Genomic DNA, 16,894 nt, shown 5'->3' on the forward strand with positions numbered 1-16,894 from the left:
CAAGAGAAATTAACAAAAATGTAAACGGCTCCGAAAAAATAGTGGCCTAGAAACTTGTAATTTATTAGAGTATATGAAAAGCAGAGGTGTAGAATTAACGCTTTCCCACCGAAAGGCGAAAGGAGATTTTACTTATAATTTGCGATTAACCGGCAGCTATACTACCAACAAAGTAACTAATATAGACGATCCTTCCAACGCACTCGATTATCAAATTCAACTCAATAGGCCCTTTCAATTCAGAACAGGTTATAGGTCATTGGGGTTATTCCAAAGTCAAGAAGAGGCTGACGCCTGGTATGGAGGATACCAGTTTGGACAAAAATCGTTGCCCGGGGATATACGCTACGAAGATGTCAACGGAGATGGGCAGATATCAAATATCGACGAGAGCATTTTGTCGTACTACAATAGCACGCCGCGCATCATGTACGGATTCCACGGGAGCTTCCGATGGAAACATTTCGACTTCAATTTTCTCGTACAGGGAGCAGCACAGCGTAATATCTTGTTAACCGAAACAGCGCGTGTTATGTTTTATAATGGTGGCTCCTCCAATTCCTTTGCCTATCTGTTAGACGCTTGGGCGCCTGATAATCCAGCGGCACAATATCCACAGGCCTGGATTGACCAACGTGCCATGAACAACCGTAACTCAGATCTATGGTTGAAGAAGGCGGGCTATGCACGCTTAAAATCAGTCGATATCGGCTATACCTTTTCAGCTGAGAAGCTAAAAAGTATGGGCTTACAACGCATAAAAGTTTTCGTATCCGGGTTTAATCTTTTCACCATAAGCCAACTGAAAGAGTTCGATCCAGAGGTAGAAAATGCGAATGGTGATTACTATCCTCAACAGAGTTCTTTTAATGTTGGTGTTAACCTTACCTTATAAATCCAATGTATCCGTTTACCATATTAAGTCTTATATTATGAGTTACACACATAAAAACGTATTTCTTTTCTTTTCAATCGTTGCTCTTGTCGTAGCGGCGAGTTGTAAAAAGGACTTTTTAAATAGGCAAAATCCAGAAGCCATTAGCGCGGATGAGGTTTGGAATGATGCGGATCTTGTCGGTTTATATGTAAACAAAATTTACAATGACCGCACCGAAGGCTGGGGGCAGCATTTCTATAATAATATTACAGATGAATCGCGTAGCACTTACCCGGGAAACGAGCCGAATCAATTGCTTATTGGACAATGGGATGATGTAAATAATCCAATGGACATTTGGGGCGCCGCTTATACCTCCATACGTCGGATGAATGAGTTTTTTTATCGGATGGAAACCTCCCCGCTTGCGGCCGAAATAAAAGAACAATTAAGTGGCGAAGTCTATTTTTTGAGGGCATTTATGTACTTCGATTTGGTAAAACGCTATGGTGGTGTGCCTGTAATTGACCATTTTCAAGGCATAGATGAGGATCTGGAAGTGGCGAGAGCTACCACAGAAGAAACCTTCGTATTTATTTTGGCCGATCTAGACCGCGCCTATGAACGGCTACCGGATACAGCTCCTAAGTCTAAAGCATCAAAGGCCACTGTGCTCGCTTTGAAAGGTCGAGTGCTTTTGTATTGGGCCAGCCCTTTATTTAATCCTGAAAATGAGCAAGAACGCTGGCAGCAGGCAGCTGAAGTTAACAAGCAGTTGATTGATTTGGGAGAATATTCCTTGTATGATAATTTAAATGATCTTTGGTTGAATACGTCGAATACCGAATCGATCTTTCAGATAGAATACAAATTGCCGGAGAAATATCATGATTGGGACGCTGTTGTTAAACCGCTTGTATTGGCTAATAATACCGCAGGATACGGGTCTATTTTGCAAAATTTAGTAGATGCCTTTCCCATGGTTAATGGCAAATCTATTCATGAAGAAGGTTCTGGTTATGACGCTCAAAACCCTTATGTCGGACGCGATAAGCGATTCTATGCTTTCGTAGCTTACAATGGCGCAAAGATGAAGGGAACGACGAGTGGGCCACCACTAAAGGAAATAACATTAGAGATTTATCGCGGTGGTCGTGACTATGATCAAGACCCATCTACCATTATTTACAATACTACCACCGGTTACTATACGATAAAAGCAGTCAATCAAGAAAATACCATTTATAGAGGTGGCTTTGGTAGCGATCAGCCCTGGATTGAATTGCGTTATGCTGAAGTACTATTAAATTTTGCGGAAGCCCAGAACGAATACCTCTCAGCTCCTGATCCTACTATTTATGAAGTCTTGAATCTCATCAGACGCAGGGCTGGTATCACCCAGGATTTAGAAGTAGGAACCTTTACAAAAGATCAGATGCGCACGATTATTCGGAATGAGCGATATGTTGAATTGTGCCTAGAGCATAAACGGTATTGGGACTTAAGGCGATGGAAATTAGCAACCTCCATACTTAATGGTCAACGCGGAATGGGCGTTGTTATTACAAAAAACGATGACGGTAGCTTTTCTTACGACTATCAGCCGGTGGATCCGCAACCTAATGTGTTTACCGAAAAAATGTACTATATGCCCATACCGAGGTCAGAACTAACAAAAAACCGTAAATTAGCTCAAAATGAAGGTTGGTAAAAGTAACTTCCAATAAGATACCCTGATTAAAAATAAGTCGTCAAATGAAGAGAACAATTCAATATCTGCTTTTTAGCATCGTCATACTCACTCAATCCCTACAAGCTCAGCAGTACCAGCCTACTTGGGAATCGATCGATCAGCGTGCCGTGCCGCAATGGTGGCAGGACGCCAAATTTGGGATTTTTATCCATTGGGGTCCTTATTCGGTGCCGGCATACGCGCCCATAAAAGAAGTGGAAGGTATTTATGAGAAATATGCAGAGCACTACGAAAATCGCTTGAAAAGTAACAACAAACTTTTCGTCGATTACCACAATAGAACCTATGGGCCGAACTTTACTTATCAGGATTTTGCACCACTTTTTAAAGCAGAACATTTCAATCCCGACCAATGGGCCGAGTTATTTAAAAAGGCAGGCGCTAAATATGTGGTGTTAACATCAAAGCACCACGACGGATTCTGCCTGTGGCCCAGTAAATTCAGTCCGAATTGGAACAGCGTCGACATTGGTGCCCACCGCGATTTGGCAGGCGATCTAACGAAAGCCGTCCGAAAATCCGGGTTACGCATGGGCTTTTACTACTCCCTGCTTGAATGGAGCCATCCACTTTACCAAAAGGAAAGCATCGGGGAGTGGGTCGACCGGCATATGATTCCACAGATGCAAGAACTTGTGCAGGCCTATCAACCCGAGCTTATCTTTGCCGATGGCGAGTGGGATTATCCCAGCGAAACGCTCAAGAGCACTGCCTTTTTGTCGTGGCTCTATAACGAATCACCGGTAAGCAAAACGGTGGTGGTCAATGACCGTTGGGGCAAGGAAACCCGCAGCAAGCATGGCGGGTATTATACGACCGAGTACGACTTAGTACACGATCAAGAGGGAATTGGCGACCAAGCTTCACATCCTTGGGAAGAGAGTCGCGGTATTGGCACCTCTTATGGATACAACCGTTTCGAAACTACCGAAGATTATTTCACTTCCAAGCAGCTTATTGATCTGTTGATAGAGAAAGTAAGCAATGGCGGCAATTTATTGCTCAACGTTGGCCCTACGGCCGATGGGATGATTCCCGTTATCATGCAGGAGCGTCTACTCGATATGGGGCAATGGTTAGCCGTAAACGGCGAAGCTATCTATGGTACACAGGCCTGGGCTTCGCGCCCGAAAAACAGCCAGGAAACGCATCTCTACTTCACCGCAAAAGGCAAAGATCTGTATCTGATCTGCACGGAATGGAAAGCCGGATCCATCCGTCTTCCGTTGCCCAAAAAGCCGGGTCAGGTAAGTTTGTTGGGTTATCAGGGCACCATTCAGTCGAGTTACAATAAGCGGCAAGTCACCATCAAAACGCCCGCGTTCGATCCCAATAATGGATTGTGTCAATACGCTTGGGTGTATAAATTAGAAGGCGTGCTGGAATAAGCAACCGGTTTCCCACTTGTGCCAATTTGTGATCACATCGGCTGTTTAAATACCTGCTGTTTAGTGCTTATCTCGTTTTTTTTACAAACACGCGTGATAAAGGGTTCATTTTATGGTGAGAAGTTGTGTATACAAGCGACGTATAATCCTTTTAAGTTTGTATCGCAACATGGATATCGTTGCGACGTTTACTAAACTTATTTTTACATTTTAAATCAACCCGATGAAATTAAAAGTTTTACTTTTTTTAGCATGCGTCAGCTTGTTTGGCTGTACAAAAGAGACGCCTCCACTTATGCCCGTAGAAATCACCATTGTCAGTAAAAGCGGGATCTTGGAGATACACTATATGCCTAATAAGATTGATACCTTGACGAAGAAACAGGGTTCAACCACACTCCAGGTAGTGGATGGCGACGTCATAACGATTAAGCGGATTTGCCCAGATGGCGGGGCGCTTGAATACAATGTCAAAACGCCTACATCCAGTTACCTTTCCATTCTTATGAAGGATGGGGATACGAATCGACACCTTATTCCAAAATATTAAAGCTTTGTCTTTAATTTGAAGTCTGGCGACGAAGCCGGTATAAACCCTATATTAAACGCAATAAAAAGGCATGACGGCAAGAAGCCGTTGTGCCTTTCCTGTTAATAAAAGCGCCTGATTTTAATAATGTGGATGTTTTTTTTGTTAAGTGCTTGATAATTTGTATTTTAGTTGCGTTTTATAGTTTTACCCAAACGCCTATTTATGATAAAACCGCTACGTTTCAAATTCAAGTTCCTTTTCCAAGAAAAACTGATCTCCGTGATCATCGCGTTTTGGTTGCTGATTGTAATATTGGCGCTGATAACATCGGTAAGGGAGGGGCTTTCGCTTGCCGCTGCAGCCATGTTGCTGGGAGCGGTTTTTAATATATTATTTCTCCTTCATACGATGCGGACCCGTCGGAAGTTCCACCGGTCACTCCAAAAAGTCGATGGAAAATACCTGCCGCCGCCCGCTAAAGAAGGCTGGGAAGATTAATGGAGCGGGGCTAATTGACTTTTCCGTATGCGCTGCTTTAGTGGCTATTTTCATCGTGTGGCGAAAAAAGTAAAAACTGCCCCAAAGTGCTTTGAGGCAGTCGAAGCTATTGTACTGATGTTGACAAGAAACATTCGCTAAATAATAGTCATCAAGAGATGATCCAACTGCTTTTTAATCGAATAGAGCAGTTATCCGGTTATCTTAATATAGCATGTTCGAGCGCCCAAAGTTTAGGCTCTACACTATTGCCCAGCATGCTCCATCTATACAGGCCATAGTGCGATTCAATATTGTTGAAAACCGGTTGGTCCAACAGCTCATAAATAACTGCAGCTGCCACACCGGGGTTGTTTCTACATTTTTGAATGAAAGTGTTGAGGAAATCCCGTTGCTTTAAATCCGATTCCTTACCGTCCGCATTTCTGATATTAAATTCCGTAAACCATATCTGCTTGGTGAACATCTCGGTCAGCAATTTGGTGATGTCCGGAATGTCATAATGTTTGGCTGCTGTTTCCTCCATATCATCATACCAGTGATAGGCAATGATGTCGAACTCCACACCGTAATTTTCAAGCATAAATAAATAGCCATAATGCAGCCACGTGGTATTTACCATTGTCTTGGCCGCGTTGTCTACGGCCCGAATGCCCTCTATTATGCCACGCAGGTTAGCGGCAATAACGGCGAATTTTTTTGCGTCGTAATGCTCTTCTGAAGTTCCGACGCTGTCGGGGAGAATACAGTCGATATCCAATTCATTACCCACATTGTAATAATCGAAATAATCCTTATAAGTCGTAGCAAAATTAATCCCTCGGCGGTAGCCGCTTTCCCGGGCTTCTTGCTCCGTCTCTTCAAAGGTTAAGTCGTCAATTGGCAGCATCGGTAAAAGAATAATCCCTGCCGAGTCGGCCAATCGGTACAGTTCCAAAAAGTTGTCATGCATTTTCATGTATCCCGTAGAGGGATCGACTGTCACATCAATACGGTAGATTTTCATTCCTAGGTTGGCTATTAGCTCGATCTGTTTCGCAGGGGTTAGTGCGAGATACGCTTCCTGATTGAGGGGATGTCCATTCACGCCCAACATTAACGCTGATTCCACCTTTGTTGTATCTTTGGGCAATTCAACAATGATTTCTTTTTCCGGGTTTTGCACCGAATCTTTTGAGCACGCCACTATGGCGCCTAACAAAGTAAGCATGTAGATGCTGTTTCGTTTTGTTTTCATAGGTTTACATAATAAAGGAATGTTGAGGGCCAGCTTTTAGGAAGCGGATAATAGGCATGGTTCGTATGTTCAAAAAAACAGCGTAACCCTCGTTATGATGAAAACGGAGATGTGTGACTTTTTGTTTTATTAATGGGAATTTTTGTGAACAAAATCGTGTTATTCTGTGTAGAAGTAGCCTCTCCGCTTTTCTCGCTCTGGAGTATTCATCATGTACGTACTTACCGATGGCACAGGGTTATTTCCGTAGGCATGGTAGGTTGCATAAAAAACGAAATAGCTGTTGCAAAAGTCAAAACAAAAAATTAAGTTTGTTATTACCTAACAAGATGTAAGATAAACCAATGAGGGGCTAACAAGCACAACAATTTTGCGGACTGTGGGGGTATTTTGAGGTGGAAGTATTTACCTCGTTTATAGCTAACTATTTTATTAAACTTTTATCAAACAGAACCAAACACATGACTACGCTCGTTTTTTTATCCGTACTTTTATTCGTCGCTCTTTGGGCATGGCTAGCATTCGAATATAGCCGCGCTATACCTTTAACGGCAGAAGAAGAAATAGAACAAGAAAACTGGATGGCTATGCCTCCTGCATCCTTTGAGAGTTCCTCTGTCGATTCCAGTAATTTAAAGACTGTAAATAAATAGTGTTTAATTCTTGCTTTTTTCCAAATTTTCCAACACTTCCTGCGTGAAACGTTTGGCGGCTTCAATTTCCTTTGGATGGTGAAGTTGTTCCTTGGTTGCTAGCACACGCACCTCGGCTAAACTCGAATCAATGGAAGTGTTGTTTACTTTTTCGAGATCGGAACTGAGTCTTCTAGAGCTTTTAACCGCGATGGCACGAGCACGCTGAATAACATGGATTCTGTTTACATTTCTTACCTCGTATATCCATAACATCATATTGAAGAATACAGTAGCTAATAAGATCAGCATCATCAATTCGGCGGTTTGCATTTGATGTTGGATAGAGAGGGCTAAAGAAACGATCATGATGTTGGCGGTCACTATAATACCGGAAGCCTGCAAATGCGTTAATCCTAGGTCGAGTAATCGGTGATGCAGGTGGTTTCGGTCGGCCATAAAAGGCGATTTGCCTCTTAGTACTCGGAGGGTAAAAACACGGAATGTGTCAAATATCGGCATGATCAATAACGCAATTGCCACTGCGGGCGCGGCGTGAACCCAAGGAGCCGGATTTGTTACGGCATCGAATTTATAAATCTCCACAAACCGGATTGTTAAGATGGCTACAATGAAACCGATAGAATAAGCTCCGGCATCGCCCATAAATATCCGTGCTCGTTTTCGCATATTATATTTTAAAAAGCCCAGAATGGCGCCTGCCAGACTAAAACTGAGAATGCACAATCCCTGTTCGTCTACAAAATAGAACAATGCTCCATAAATTAAGCTCACAAACAGTGAAATTGACCCCAATAAGCCGTTAATTCCGTCAATCAAATTGAAGGCATTGATGATAAACACTACAACGAAGCTGGTGAAGGTGTAACTTAATATTGGGCCAATTTCGTGGATACCCATTACGCCGTAAAAATTAGTAAAGCGGATATCGGCGAAATAGACTACAATAAAAGCCGTAATGAACTGAGCAACAAATTTCTTATAGGGATCGAGTGCTACCAAGTCATCCTTCAGACCGATCGTGAATATAATAATGCCGGCAGCAAATATAAAATTCGCTTTCGGCAACATGTTGTCATTAACGAACAGGCAGCTGATTAATGCGAAAGCGCTAAATACGGCAACACCGCCTAAATTAGGTACCGAATGTTTATGTATCTTCCTTGATTCCAGAGAAGGGTCATCCACTAACCGTTTGGAATAAGCGATTTTTATAATAGCCGGAATCGCGATTAAGGCAGTCAGGAATGCAAGAGAAAAAGGAAGTAGTGATGTTAGCATACAAATCGCTTTAGTTAACCATTCAATACCAAAGGTAAGTGAATTTATATATTCTACCAAAGATAGAAGATGAAATCAATAATGCTCTTATTAAATAAATTGCCTAATATGCAATATATTCTGTGAACCATGATTTAGTATATTGGAGCGCACCATCCATAAAAAGCTGGCCCCAATATGTATTTTAACCACTACGCAGAAAACACGAATTAGTTTTTAAAGTCATTTTGTCAAAGATATCTGTAAATAAAAGGTTTACTAATAACGGCCTTTCAAGTTGTTTTGCTACAACAATGCTGCCAAATTAGTCAATAAAATTCATTTTCTTGCAATGGCAGCAATAAAATAAAACTGGTTGACCTTATTGCAATGGCCTAAAAGTCCTGATACCAGTTTCTGAACGAAGCTCTTAAGCCTATATTAAGCAGCGTTGTCTTATTGGTTGCTATTTCGTTTTTTTCATGCCTAAAAACCCCTCCAATTTCAAACCGTAAATTATATTTAGGATTAATTAAATAAGCAGCACGAAGATCGAGGTATGTCAGATCGGTGGCAAGACCCTGACCGATGTGGTTGCCATAAAGCTCAACGTAGTTTTCGTATGATTTAAAAATATTCCCTCCGTAATTGATCTCATCGCTCGGGTCAGATCCATATCTGGCAAAATTTCCGTGAAATGAGAAATCGAACTTCCGATAGGAGTAGTTTAAGCGCCCGACAAATTCCCGAAAGTTGGCCCCTAAAATGTGGGCCAGTGGTTGATTGTAATTGGTGTAGGCTGTTATCGGTGTGAAATGCTGATAGGTATAGGGTCTGGCACTGTTGTATTCGCCAAGGAAATTTAAGTTTTCGATCCCGAAGGCGTCAAAACCGCGGAAGCCTAGTTGAAATGCATTCTTATTATTGATGTAGCCGCTGGAACTAAATAATTCTTTTACGTACAGTTCTCCCAATAATAATTGGCCATAAACCGACATATTATCTAACACCTTATATTTTGCAGTGGCACCGATGTGCACTTTATCAGGCGAATTGCTGTTGGCTGTTTCGATAGGGCGTAAAAAAATAATTGGATTAATGTAATTGACATCAAAGCCCCGATTACCTCCCGCGTTTTTCGGTGCCCATAAAATGGACTGAAATAGGCCAAGGGAAAGGCGGTTGTTTACATTCCAGCTTAAATATTGAAAGGCGCCCCATTTTCCTAAATCGCCCATGTTGTCGCGATTGTAAATGTCGGTAACGGTACTACTGTCTCTGGAGGCAAAAGGATCGAGCATGTAGGTCCACATGCTCATGTACTTTACATTTCCCAGCGTGCCGGTCAACTTTAAAAAGGTGTAAGGAGAAGAAACATCTGACAGCAACAGGGAGCGATAGCCATCGCCGATGAAGTTTTTGTCATAGCCCAGGGTAATGTTGAGGTATTTAATCGGCGTATAAGAGATATTCGCGGTGACGTATGCCCAATCTTGATCACGGCCGGTGCGTTGATCGTAAAGCTTGCCGAATTGGCCCGGGATTACTTTATTCTTTTCGATATAATCCGTTACATAATCAGGAAATAAAGCCTGGTTTTCATAAAAGCTTGTGTAGAATGAAAAATTATTTCCAATCGTCACACCTGCCTGAAAGCCACGCGTGTTAGTCCAAGGGTTTCGTTTTTCATTGAAAGAACGCGCAATTTGAAAGTCCGGGAGAAAATCTGCGTAAAAAGTATAATCTTCTTTTTTAATGTCAATCAGGTGCTCATTAAAAAGCTTTCGTCCTAGCCAAGTGTTCCGGTCCTTTACGCCCAAATTCATGAGTGAGTCATAGGCTGGTTGCAGGGTCGAATCGATAATCAATGGTTTAATGCTGGTATGCAGCCGGGTGTCTTTGCTATAAAGTGTTCGATCGAACTTCTGATATAACTGATGAGAAAATGGCACGTATTGAGCCTGCGCATTTGCGACGGTATTAAAAATATTCAGGGAAAAGAAGGAGATTAAAAAAATAAATAAGTATTTTCTCATGTTTCGAATAATAAATTCTCCTGGCAAGATACATGCCGAGAAGGCAAAGGTAGTTTTTTTAAGTATTTCTTTTGCTGTCTATTGTCAAAGCATATTCAATAAAAAGCCTATATTTCTCTGCAATTCCGCTCTATTTAGCCGACGTACCAAAAAAAGGTACTGCGTATTGCTAAGAAGGAATAATAATCTGCTTTATATCTAAACTAATATTGTTGTATATAAAAGCAATTATCTAAGTTTGTCACCACAATGGGAACCATAAAAAAGAATGCGCTATACAATATTCTTTTATCTGTTAGTCAGATTCTGTTTCCCCTTATTACTTTTCCTTATATTTCACGTGTGCTAGGGCCTGTCGGAATTGGAAACGTTAGTTTTGTCGATAGTGTTACACAGTATTTTCTTTTAGTAGCTGCTTTGGGCATTCCGGTATACGGCATCAGGGAAATCGCCAAATTGAAAGATCAGCCTCAAAAGCGATCTGAGGTTTTTAGCGAATTGTTGCTTATACACCTATCAACAACAGGCATGGCGGTGGCCATTTACATCAGCATTTTTTTTACGCTACCCTATTTCGCGGCCTATAGGCCGTTATTTTACTTGGGAGCCCTGGTGTTGCTTTTTCAACTATTTATAATCGAATGGTTGTTCCAGGGTATGGAGGAGTTTCCCTATATTACAAAGCGGACCTTATTAGTGCGTATCGGTTCGGTATTGGCCATTTTCCTGTTCGTAAAGGAAGCTGGGGATGAGCTGTGGTATTACGGGATTTCTTGCTTGGCTGTACTGGTAAACGCGCTTTTCAATGTCGCTTATGCGAGGCGCTTCGTTCGTTTTGTTCCTTCGAGAAGGATATTCAAAAAGCACGGCAAAGCGCTGCTTTATATCTTTTCGCTAGGCTTGGTAACCAGCGTTTATACTGTGTTGGATACCGCCTTATTAGGCTTGTTATCGACACCGGAGCAAGTCGGCTATTACGCTACCTCCGCACGTCTTGTAAAATTAGTGATCATGATTTTTATTGCCTTTTCAACGGTATTCATTCCGCCTTTATCGAAAGCATTTCATGAGGATGAAGAACAGCATGCATTTCTTCTGTTACAAAAGTCATTTGCTTACACTATTTTATTGAGCGTGCCAGCGAGCATTGGCCTTTACGTCGTGGCACCGCTCCTTATAACAATGTATGCGGGTGCGGATTTCAGCGAAGCGATCACCTCCTTGCAAGTACTGGCGCCCTCTATTCTTTTTATTGGTTTAAGTAATGTTTTCGGCATGCAGATCCTCAACCCAACCCATAATGAACGACTTTTTTTTAGGGCAGCTGTTATAGGCATGCTCATTAGCTTGCTAATGAACTTTAGCCTTATTCCCGTTTTGGGTCATATCGGGGCGGCACTTTCATCTGTTGTCACCGAGTTTTGTGTTTTAGTCCTACTCATCCGTTACGCTTTAGTTAAAGTGCGCTTCCGCCCCGCTTGGAAGCTCCTATGGCAAGCCGTGTTGGCCAGTTTGCCGGCCATTCCAATTTATCAACTTGTAGAAAAGACCGTGGATTCAATGGTCCTGCAATTGTTCCTCGTATTGGCTGCTACGACGATCGTCTATGTCTGTATGCAGGCTATTATATTTCGGAATCGCCATATATTCGCCTTGTTTGACCTAGTAAAGGCAAAAGTCGGAGGTGCAAAAAACGGATTAAAGCATTAATAATTGTAATTTTGAAGCAGGTAATGGCAACAGAACTATTATATATCGCTTTACGCCTCGATGTAACCGGTGATGGCGCTTCCATGTATGCAATGAATAACGTGTTGACTTTTACGTCCATTGCACCAACAGATGTTGTTACGCTCCAAGGGCCTCGCACGTCCTATGGGCGCGCGTTACTTAGCCAGTTACCCTGTCGTGTTTACGAGGTTCCTGCCGAGGCTATCCATCCTACCCGCGAACGCATCAGGCTCTTGCAAAGAGGACATAATATTTTTCGTGAATCTTCCGCTTTACGTCACATGGTTCGTAAAAAGCTGAAGGAAAAGGATTACGCCTTTATCGTATTGGAACTTTATTCAGCGTATCTCATACCGACGATTCGAAGCGTGCGCCCTTCCTGCAAAATTTTGCTCAATCAGCATAATTACGAGTATGCGAACCACCTCGAATATATGAATTATCGTATTCGTCATGCATTCAAGAGAAGGCTTTACCGCTGGGCAAATTTTCGCTATCGGCAAACCGAACATCAATTAATAAAAGAGGCCGACGGACTTATCGCTATTTCAGAAGAGGATAAACGTTTGTTTGACCATATCCGGCAGGATGATCAACACAGCTATCTGTTGTCGCCGGCATTACCATTGAAACGGGTAAAAGAGCAATATGAACAACAATGTCGACATCTTCTTTTTGTCGGCATGATGGATTGGTATCCCAATATACAAGGTGTATTGCAATTTGTGAAACAGGTATTTGAACCATTGCTTAAGCAAGACCCATCGTATCATTTTTATATTGTCGGAAAAAATCCGGTAGCGGAGATTCTGGAATTAAATTCGACCCATATTCACGTAACGGGTGCCGTTGAAGATGTAGACGTCTACATTAAGAAATGTGATTTGATGGTTGTGCCTGTCTCGTTAGGAGGAGGCGTGAAAGTGAAGGTGATGGAGGCCATTCAAAAAGGGATACCCTTGCTGTTACATCAGTCCAGCGCACAGGGATACGAAGGGATAGCCGACTATTTCGTTGTTAGCGATATGGCCGGATTTAGAAGGAGAATCGAATCCTATCCGGAAGAAGTTACCCATCAAATAAGGGCACTTGCTGAGGCACAAAGGGCGCTGGCAAAGAAAATGGAAAAAAATAAAGAAACGGCAACCCGGATTTTAACGGACTTCGTTTCTGTTGACCAAACTATCAATAAAGTCAGATCTTGATTTATATTATATTATATATGGTTCTTGGCGCCTTTGCGCTGTTAGATCTTGTTAAAAACGCAGAGAATATCAAGCGTCTTTTATTTTGGTTCTTCGTATCCGTCCTTATTTTTATAAGTTCCATCCGTTGGAATGTCGGTACCGATTGGTATTCCTATACCGATTACTTCAACAAGGTAGAAAGCTACGTGGAGAATCCGGAGACTAATATGATGGAACGCGGTTTTACCTATTTAAATTATGTAGTAAAGGTATTGACCGACAATTACTCGGTATTGCTCGCCTTAACGGCAATTCTTACCATCGGTTTGAAAGCTGCTTTTATCTATAAGCATGAGCAGATCATGCTGCTGGGCCTTTTTTTGTACTTCTGTTATTACCTGGCCGATATTTTTGCTGTTCGGCAATACCTGGCGATTTCTATTACGCTATGGTCTATTCCCTTTATTATCAAGCGGCGTTTCCTTCCTTTTTTGCTAGTGATCCTTTTAGCGTCGCTCATTCATGTAACGGCCATCTTTTTTATTTTCGCTTACTGGGTTTATCCTATGCAGTTTTCACCCAAACTGATCTATATATCGCTACTGGTAGCCCTTTTTTTAGGTTTTATAGATATTGGCGGACTCTTAGCGCGCTTGGCCATGCATGTGGCGGGCATCGATTCCAGAATAGGGGAAAAGCTGTTATTTTACAACGAGGAAACGCTCGATATGACGGGTAATCCCTATGTGGCGTTCGCCATCGGAGTCGCTAAGCGGGCGATTTTTCTGCCTATTTTTATCGCCTTTCAACCTCATATTGCACCGGTTGATCGGGCCAAATACACCGGCTATCTTAACTTGCTGGTATTTGGGAATCTTATTTATTTTCTGTTCATGGTAAGTTTGCCGGTTATGGCGCGCCTCTCCACAGGTTTTCTACTGTTTGAAATTTTTGTCCTGGCTTATCTTATTTTCTATTTAAAGGATAAAGGATTGCGCTTGCTGGCCTTTTTATTACTGTTGTTATTTGGCGCCTTTCGTCTTTATAACTTAATTTCGGTGTACTATGATTTATACGTACCCTTTGAAACGATTTTTGCACCAACAGATATAGTTCGTGAATAAGCAACAATTGTTCTATATCGAGCCCTTTATGCGCGGCAACCAGCATGCACCCTTCAACGCGGCCATGTTGCAGGTGTTTCAGGCTATTTATCCAATGGCTACCATTCGGTTGTGGTGTTCTTCAGACCATTTGCTTGCTTTAAAAGAGCAAGGTCAGATGAGTCGGCGGATCATTCACCAGCCTTTAAGGGTACCAAGGCTACGTAATGCCGATAAGCTTCGGTGGGTTTATAAACATTTGGCGGAATGTTGGGCTTTAACCAAGCTGTTAATACGGGCCCGTAGGCATCAGGTGTCTTTGGTGTATTTTGCCTTTTTATCGCCGCCCGCCCAATGGTTGTTAAGCTGTTATCGCGTCTTTTTTTTTAAAAAGCTTAACATATTGGTACAGTTGCATGGCTTGGAGCTGTTAAAAGTTTCGCGGCAAGGCAAATTCGTCGATCGTGTTTACGCGTCGCTCCTTCGAAGCGCTTTTCGACGGAAGCGGAGTCGCTTGTACTATATTACCATGGAAAAGGGCGCGCAGCGCTACCTGCAAGACCACGATCTGATCCCTTCCTCACATTTGCTATGTATACCGCACCCTTATCTTTTTAAGAAGCGGGATATGAAACAGGTGCAGCACCATATTCCTATCTTTGTTCACCTTGGCGTAGCCCGTTTGTCGAAGGGGTCGCATCATTTTTTTAAGCTGGCCGAGAAGTTTAAAGAAGAAGTCGTGCAAGGTAAGGCGATTTTCCAAGTGGTAGGTCAGGTGTTACCCGAGATGGACAACTACCTCAACCCCTACGTCGTTTACGCAGGGCGTGGTGACATGTTGCCGACAGCAGACTACTTGGCAGCCCTCCATGATGCCGATTATGCGCTGTTCTGCTATGCGTCGGATAGTTACGAGCTTACCAGCAGCGGCGCAGTCATGGATGCAATTGCTGCGCACAAGCCTATCTTGGCCTTACGGAACACTTCCTTTTCAGAGCTGTTCTCCCTTGTTGAACGTGCGCCGGGGCAATTATTTGATAGTTTAGAGGAAATGGAGCAGACTGTTCGATCCATCATTTATCAACAAAAGCATTTCCATGAAAATGGAGCTGCTGCGTTTGTGGCGCTGCAAGCGCATTTCAGCGTTGACAATGTCGCCAGAGAACTTGGCAAACAATTAAAAGGGATTTCATGCTAGCAAATCAAGAACAAGAGCAAGTGGGCACTAGATGGCCGTCACCATTGGTCAGCGTCGTTATTCCAATGTATCAGGCCGAACGCAGTATTCGGAAGACGCTTGCATCCGTCGTGAATCAGCGGTATCGGCCGCTGGAAGTGATCATCGTAAACGATGGATGTCGAGATAAATCGGTTCAAGAAGTACAAAGTTTTATAGAAACGCAAAGCGCTACAGCAATTTCTTTTCAGCTACTCAATCAGGAGAATAGGGGAGTGTCGGCCGCTCGGAATCTCGGCATGCGTAAAGCGAAAGGTGCTTTTATCGCTTTGCTGGATGCTGACGATGAATGGTTGCCGAGTAAGTTGGAAAGACAAATGGCCGTTTTGCAGGCAAATCCGGCAATCGATTTTTTAGGGACCACCCGGAACGGGGAGCATTGGAAGAGGTGGATATTTAAAGAGTTTCAGCACTTGACCCCCATATCCGCTCGGCTATTACTATATAAAACCTTTTTCGTTACACCTACGGTACTTTTCAAGCGAGAAATACTCGAAAAAACCGGTTATTTCGATGAGCAACAACGTTATGCAGAAGAGGGCAATTTTTGGATACGCGTATGTAAGCAGCACCATTGCGTTTTATTAAACGAAAGTTTGGTCATTACGGGTGACGGTAAACCCAATTTCGGCTTTTCGGGCCTGTCGTCCAACCTGAAAGAGATGGAGAAAGGAGAGCTTAGAAATATGCGCTTAGGCTACAAGCTGGGTATCGTGGGCTTTTTAGAATACATATTTTTGGTGTTTTACTCCTTAATGAAGTATATTCGTCGATTAGTGATCGTAAAGTTAAGAAGATAGCATGCTGAGGAAATACGGTTTTAGGGGCAGTATCAAGCTGCTAACCCACTTGATTCGTACAAAAATCTTTTATCCAAAGGCCCGTATCATACGTTTTCCGTTTGAGATCCGGAATGCGCGCTTTATTGAGCTCGGCGAAGGGCTTACCACCGGTGTAGGTTGTAGGTTGGAGGCGCTACCTATAAAGAAAGACGCTAGGGTCTGCATTCAGTTGGGTAAGCAAGTGCAGATCAACGATTACGTTCATATCGGAGCCATCGAACGGGTTTCTATCGGGGATGAAGTATTGGTTGCCAGTAAGGTTTTTATTACCGATCACAATCACGGTTCGTTTGACAGCGCTTGCGATAAACAGGAAGTGATGGCAGCACCGATCAACCGATCGCTTAAGTCGAAACCGGTGCATATCGGCAATCGCTGTTGGTTGGGAGAAAATGTGATCATCTTGCCGGGTGTAACCTTGGGAGAAGGCTGTGTTGTGGGGGCGGGTTCGGTGGTCACGAAATCGTTTCCTTCCTATTCCCTGCTTATCGGAAACCCAGCGAGGTTATATAAGAAGTTCAATTTCCATTCTGGTCAGTGGGAACTGGCTTAATCCAATC

Annotated in this window: 15 protein-coding genes; 12 read left to right on the forward strand and 3 right to left on the reverse strand. The window is 42.8% G+C overall.

The features are described 5' to 3' along the window. Window positions 1–73 precede the first annotated feature (73 nt). From EPX21_RS12300 to EPX21_RS12320, 5 genes are all read left to right on the forward strand, one after another. Window positions 74–895 (forward strand): hypothetical protein, encoded by an 822-nt coding sequence (locus tag EPX21_RS12300; protein WP_134089992.1) that lies wholly within the window; start codon window positions 74–76, stop codon window positions 893–895. A gap of 37 nt (window positions 896–932) precedes the next feature. After that, window positions 933–2,588 (forward strand): RagB/SusD family nutrient uptake outer membrane protein, encoded by a 1,656-nt coding sequence (locus tag EPX21_RS12305; protein ID WP_166670747.1) that lies wholly within the window; start codon window positions 933–935, stop codon window positions 2,586–2,588. Between the two features lie 44 nt (window positions 2,589–2,632). After that, a complete protein-coding gene (locus EPX21_RS12310) occupies window positions 2,633–4,018 on the forward strand; it encodes an alpha-L-fucosidase (RefSeq protein ID WP_134089994.1) in 1,386 nt (461 codons plus the stop codon). A gap of 223 nt (window positions 4,019–4,241) precedes the next feature. Beyond that, window positions 4,242–4,568, forward strand: a complete 327-nt coding sequence (locus EPX21_RS12315; protein WP_134089995.1) for a hypothetical protein — start codon at window positions 4,242–4,244, stop codon at window positions 4,566–4,568. Between the two features lie 204 nt (window positions 4,569–4,772). Beyond that, entirely contained in the window at window positions 4,773–5,048 is a 276-nt protein-coding gene (locus EPX21_RS12320; protein ID WP_134089996.1) for a hypothetical protein, read from the forward strand. A gap of 199 nt (window positions 5,049–5,247) precedes the next feature. Here the strand turns inward: EPX21_RS12320 and EPX21_RS12325 are convergent, their stop codons facing one another. Continuing rightward, entirely contained in the window at window positions 5,248–6,285 is a 1,038-nt protein-coding gene (locus EPX21_RS12325) for a glycosyl hydrolase (protein WP_134089997.1), read from the reverse strand. Between the two features lie 461 nt (window positions 6,286–6,746). Here EPX21_RS12325 and EPX21_RS12330 point away from each other — a divergent pair, with 461 nt between their 5' ends. Beyond that, on the forward strand, window positions 6,747–6,938 hold the full coding sequence (locus EPX21_RS12330) for a hypothetical protein (RefSeq protein ID WP_134089998.1): 192 nt from the start codon (window positions 6,747–6,749) through the stop codon (window positions 6,936–6,938). A 3-nt stretch (window positions 6,939–6,941) separates the two neighbouring features. Here EPX21_RS12330 and EPX21_RS12335 read toward each other — a convergent pair whose 3' ends face one another. Further along, window positions 6,942–8,219, reverse strand: coding sequence for an MraY family glycosyltransferase (locus tag EPX21_RS12335; RefSeq protein WP_134089999.1), 1,278 nt, complete (start codon window positions 8,217–8,219; stop codon window positions 6,942–6,944). Window positions 8,220–8,593: 374 nt separating this feature from the next. Further along, complete coding sequence (locus tag EPX21_RS12340; RefSeq protein ID WP_240768675.1) at window positions 8,594–10,234, reverse strand: gliding motility protein RemB; 1,641 nt, start codon at window positions 10,232–10,234, stop codon at window positions 8,594–8,596. A gap of 249 nt (window positions 10,235–10,483) precedes the next feature. Between EPX21_RS12340 and EPX21_RS12345 the strand changes: the two genes are divergently transcribed. The 6 genes from EPX21_RS12345 to EPX21_RS12370 are packed head-to-tail and all read left to right on the forward strand — an operon-like array spanning window position 10,484 to window position 16,887. Continuing rightward, window positions 10,484–11,944 (forward strand): flippase, encoded by a 1,461-nt coding sequence (locus EPX21_RS12345; RefSeq protein ID WP_134090000.1) that lies wholly within the window; start codon window positions 10,484–10,486, stop codon window positions 11,942–11,944. A gap of 23 nt (window positions 11,945–11,967) precedes the next feature. Further along, a complete protein-coding gene (locus tag EPX21_RS12350; RefSeq protein ID WP_134090001.1) occupies window positions 11,968–13,170 on the forward strand; it encodes a glycosyltransferase in 1,203 nt (400 codons plus the stop codon). Beyond that, window positions 13,167–14,276 (forward strand): EpsG family protein, encoded by a 1,110-nt coding sequence (locus EPX21_RS12355; protein ID WP_134090002.1) that lies wholly within the window; start codon window positions 13,167–13,169, stop codon window positions 14,274–14,276. The genes EPX21_RS12350 and EPX21_RS12355 overlap by 4 nt, the downstream gene beginning before the upstream one ends. After that, window positions 14,269–15,453 carry a glycosyltransferase gene (locus tag EPX21_RS12360; RefSeq protein ID WP_134090003.1) on the forward strand — a complete coding sequence of 395 codons (1,185 nt, stop codon included), beginning with the start codon at window positions 14,269–14,271 and terminating at the stop codon, window positions 15,451–15,453. The genes EPX21_RS12355 and EPX21_RS12360 overlap by 8 nt, the downstream gene beginning before the upstream one ends. After that, on the forward strand, window positions 15,447–16,292 hold the full coding sequence (locus EPX21_RS12365) for a glycosyltransferase family A protein (protein WP_134090004.1): 846 nt from the start codon (window positions 15,447–15,449) through the stop codon (window positions 16,290–16,292). Before EPX21_RS12360 ends, EPX21_RS12365 begins: the two co-directional genes overlap by 7 nt. 1 nt (window position 16,293) lies before the next feature. Further along, a complete protein-coding gene (locus EPX21_RS12370; protein ID WP_134090005.1) occupies window positions 16,294–16,887 on the forward strand; it encodes a DapH/DapD/GlmU-related protein in 594 nt (197 codons plus the stop codon). Window positions 16,888–16,894: the final 7 nt, after the last annotated feature.

This window comes from Olivibacter sp. XZL3 (assembly GCF_004368405.1).
Lineage (GTDB): Bacteria > Bacteroidota > Bacteroidia > Sphingobacteriales > Sphingobacteriaceae > Olivibacter.

Bases quoted from the DNA above. Each gene is read 5' to 3' on its own strand.
- EPX21_RS12350 (WP_134090001.1), top strand. From the start codon at position 11,968: ATGGCAACAGAACTATTATATATCGCTTTACGCCTCGATGTAACCGGT.
- EPX21_RS12365 (WP_134090004.1), top strand. From the start codon at position 15,447: ATGCTAGCAAATCAAGAACAAGAGCAAGTGGGCACTAGATGGCCGTCA.
- EPX21_RS12315 (WP_134089995.1), top strand. From the start codon at position 4,242: ATGAAATTAAAAGTTTTACTTTTTTTAGCATGCGTCAGCTTGTTTGGC.
- EPX21_RS12300 (WP_134089992.1), top strand. From the start codon at position 74: ATGAAAAGCAGAGGTGTAGAATTAACGCTTTCCCACCGAAAGGCGAAA.
- EPX21_RS12335 (WP_134089999.1), bottom strand. From the start codon at position 8,219: ATGCTAACATCACTACTTCCTTTTTCTCTTGCATTCCTGACTGCCTTA.
- EPX21_RS12345 (WP_134090000.1), top strand. From the start codon at position 10,484: ATGGGAACCATAAAAAAGAATGCGCTATACAATATTCTTTTATCTGTT.
- EPX21_RS12330 (WP_134089998.1), top strand. From the start codon at position 6,747: ATGACTACGCTCGTTTTTTTATCCGTACTTTTATTCGTCGCTCTTTGG.
- EPX21_RS12325 (WP_134089997.1), bottom strand. From the start codon at position 6,285: ATGAAAACAAAACGAAACAGCATCTACATGCTTACTTTGTTAGGCGCC.
- EPX21_RS12305 (WP_166670747.1), top strand. From the start codon at position 933: ATGAGTTACACACATAAAAACGTATTTCTTTTCTTTTCAATCGTTGCT.
- EPX21_RS12340 (WP_240768675.1), bottom strand. From the start codon at position 10,234: ATGAGAAAATACTTATTTATTTTTTTAATCTCCTTCTTTTCCCTGAAT.
- EPX21_RS12320 (WP_134089996.1), top strand. From the start codon at position 4,773: ATGATAAAACCGCTACGTTTCAAATTCAAGTTCCTTTTCCAAGAAAAA.
- EPX21_RS12370 (WP_134090005.1), top strand. From the start codon at position 16,294: ATGCTGAGGAAATACGGTTTTAGGGGCAGTATCAAGCTGCTAACCCAC.
- EPX21_RS12310 (WP_134089994.1), top strand. From the start codon at position 2,633: ATGAAGAGAACAATTCAATATCTGCTTTTTAGCATCGTCATACTCACT.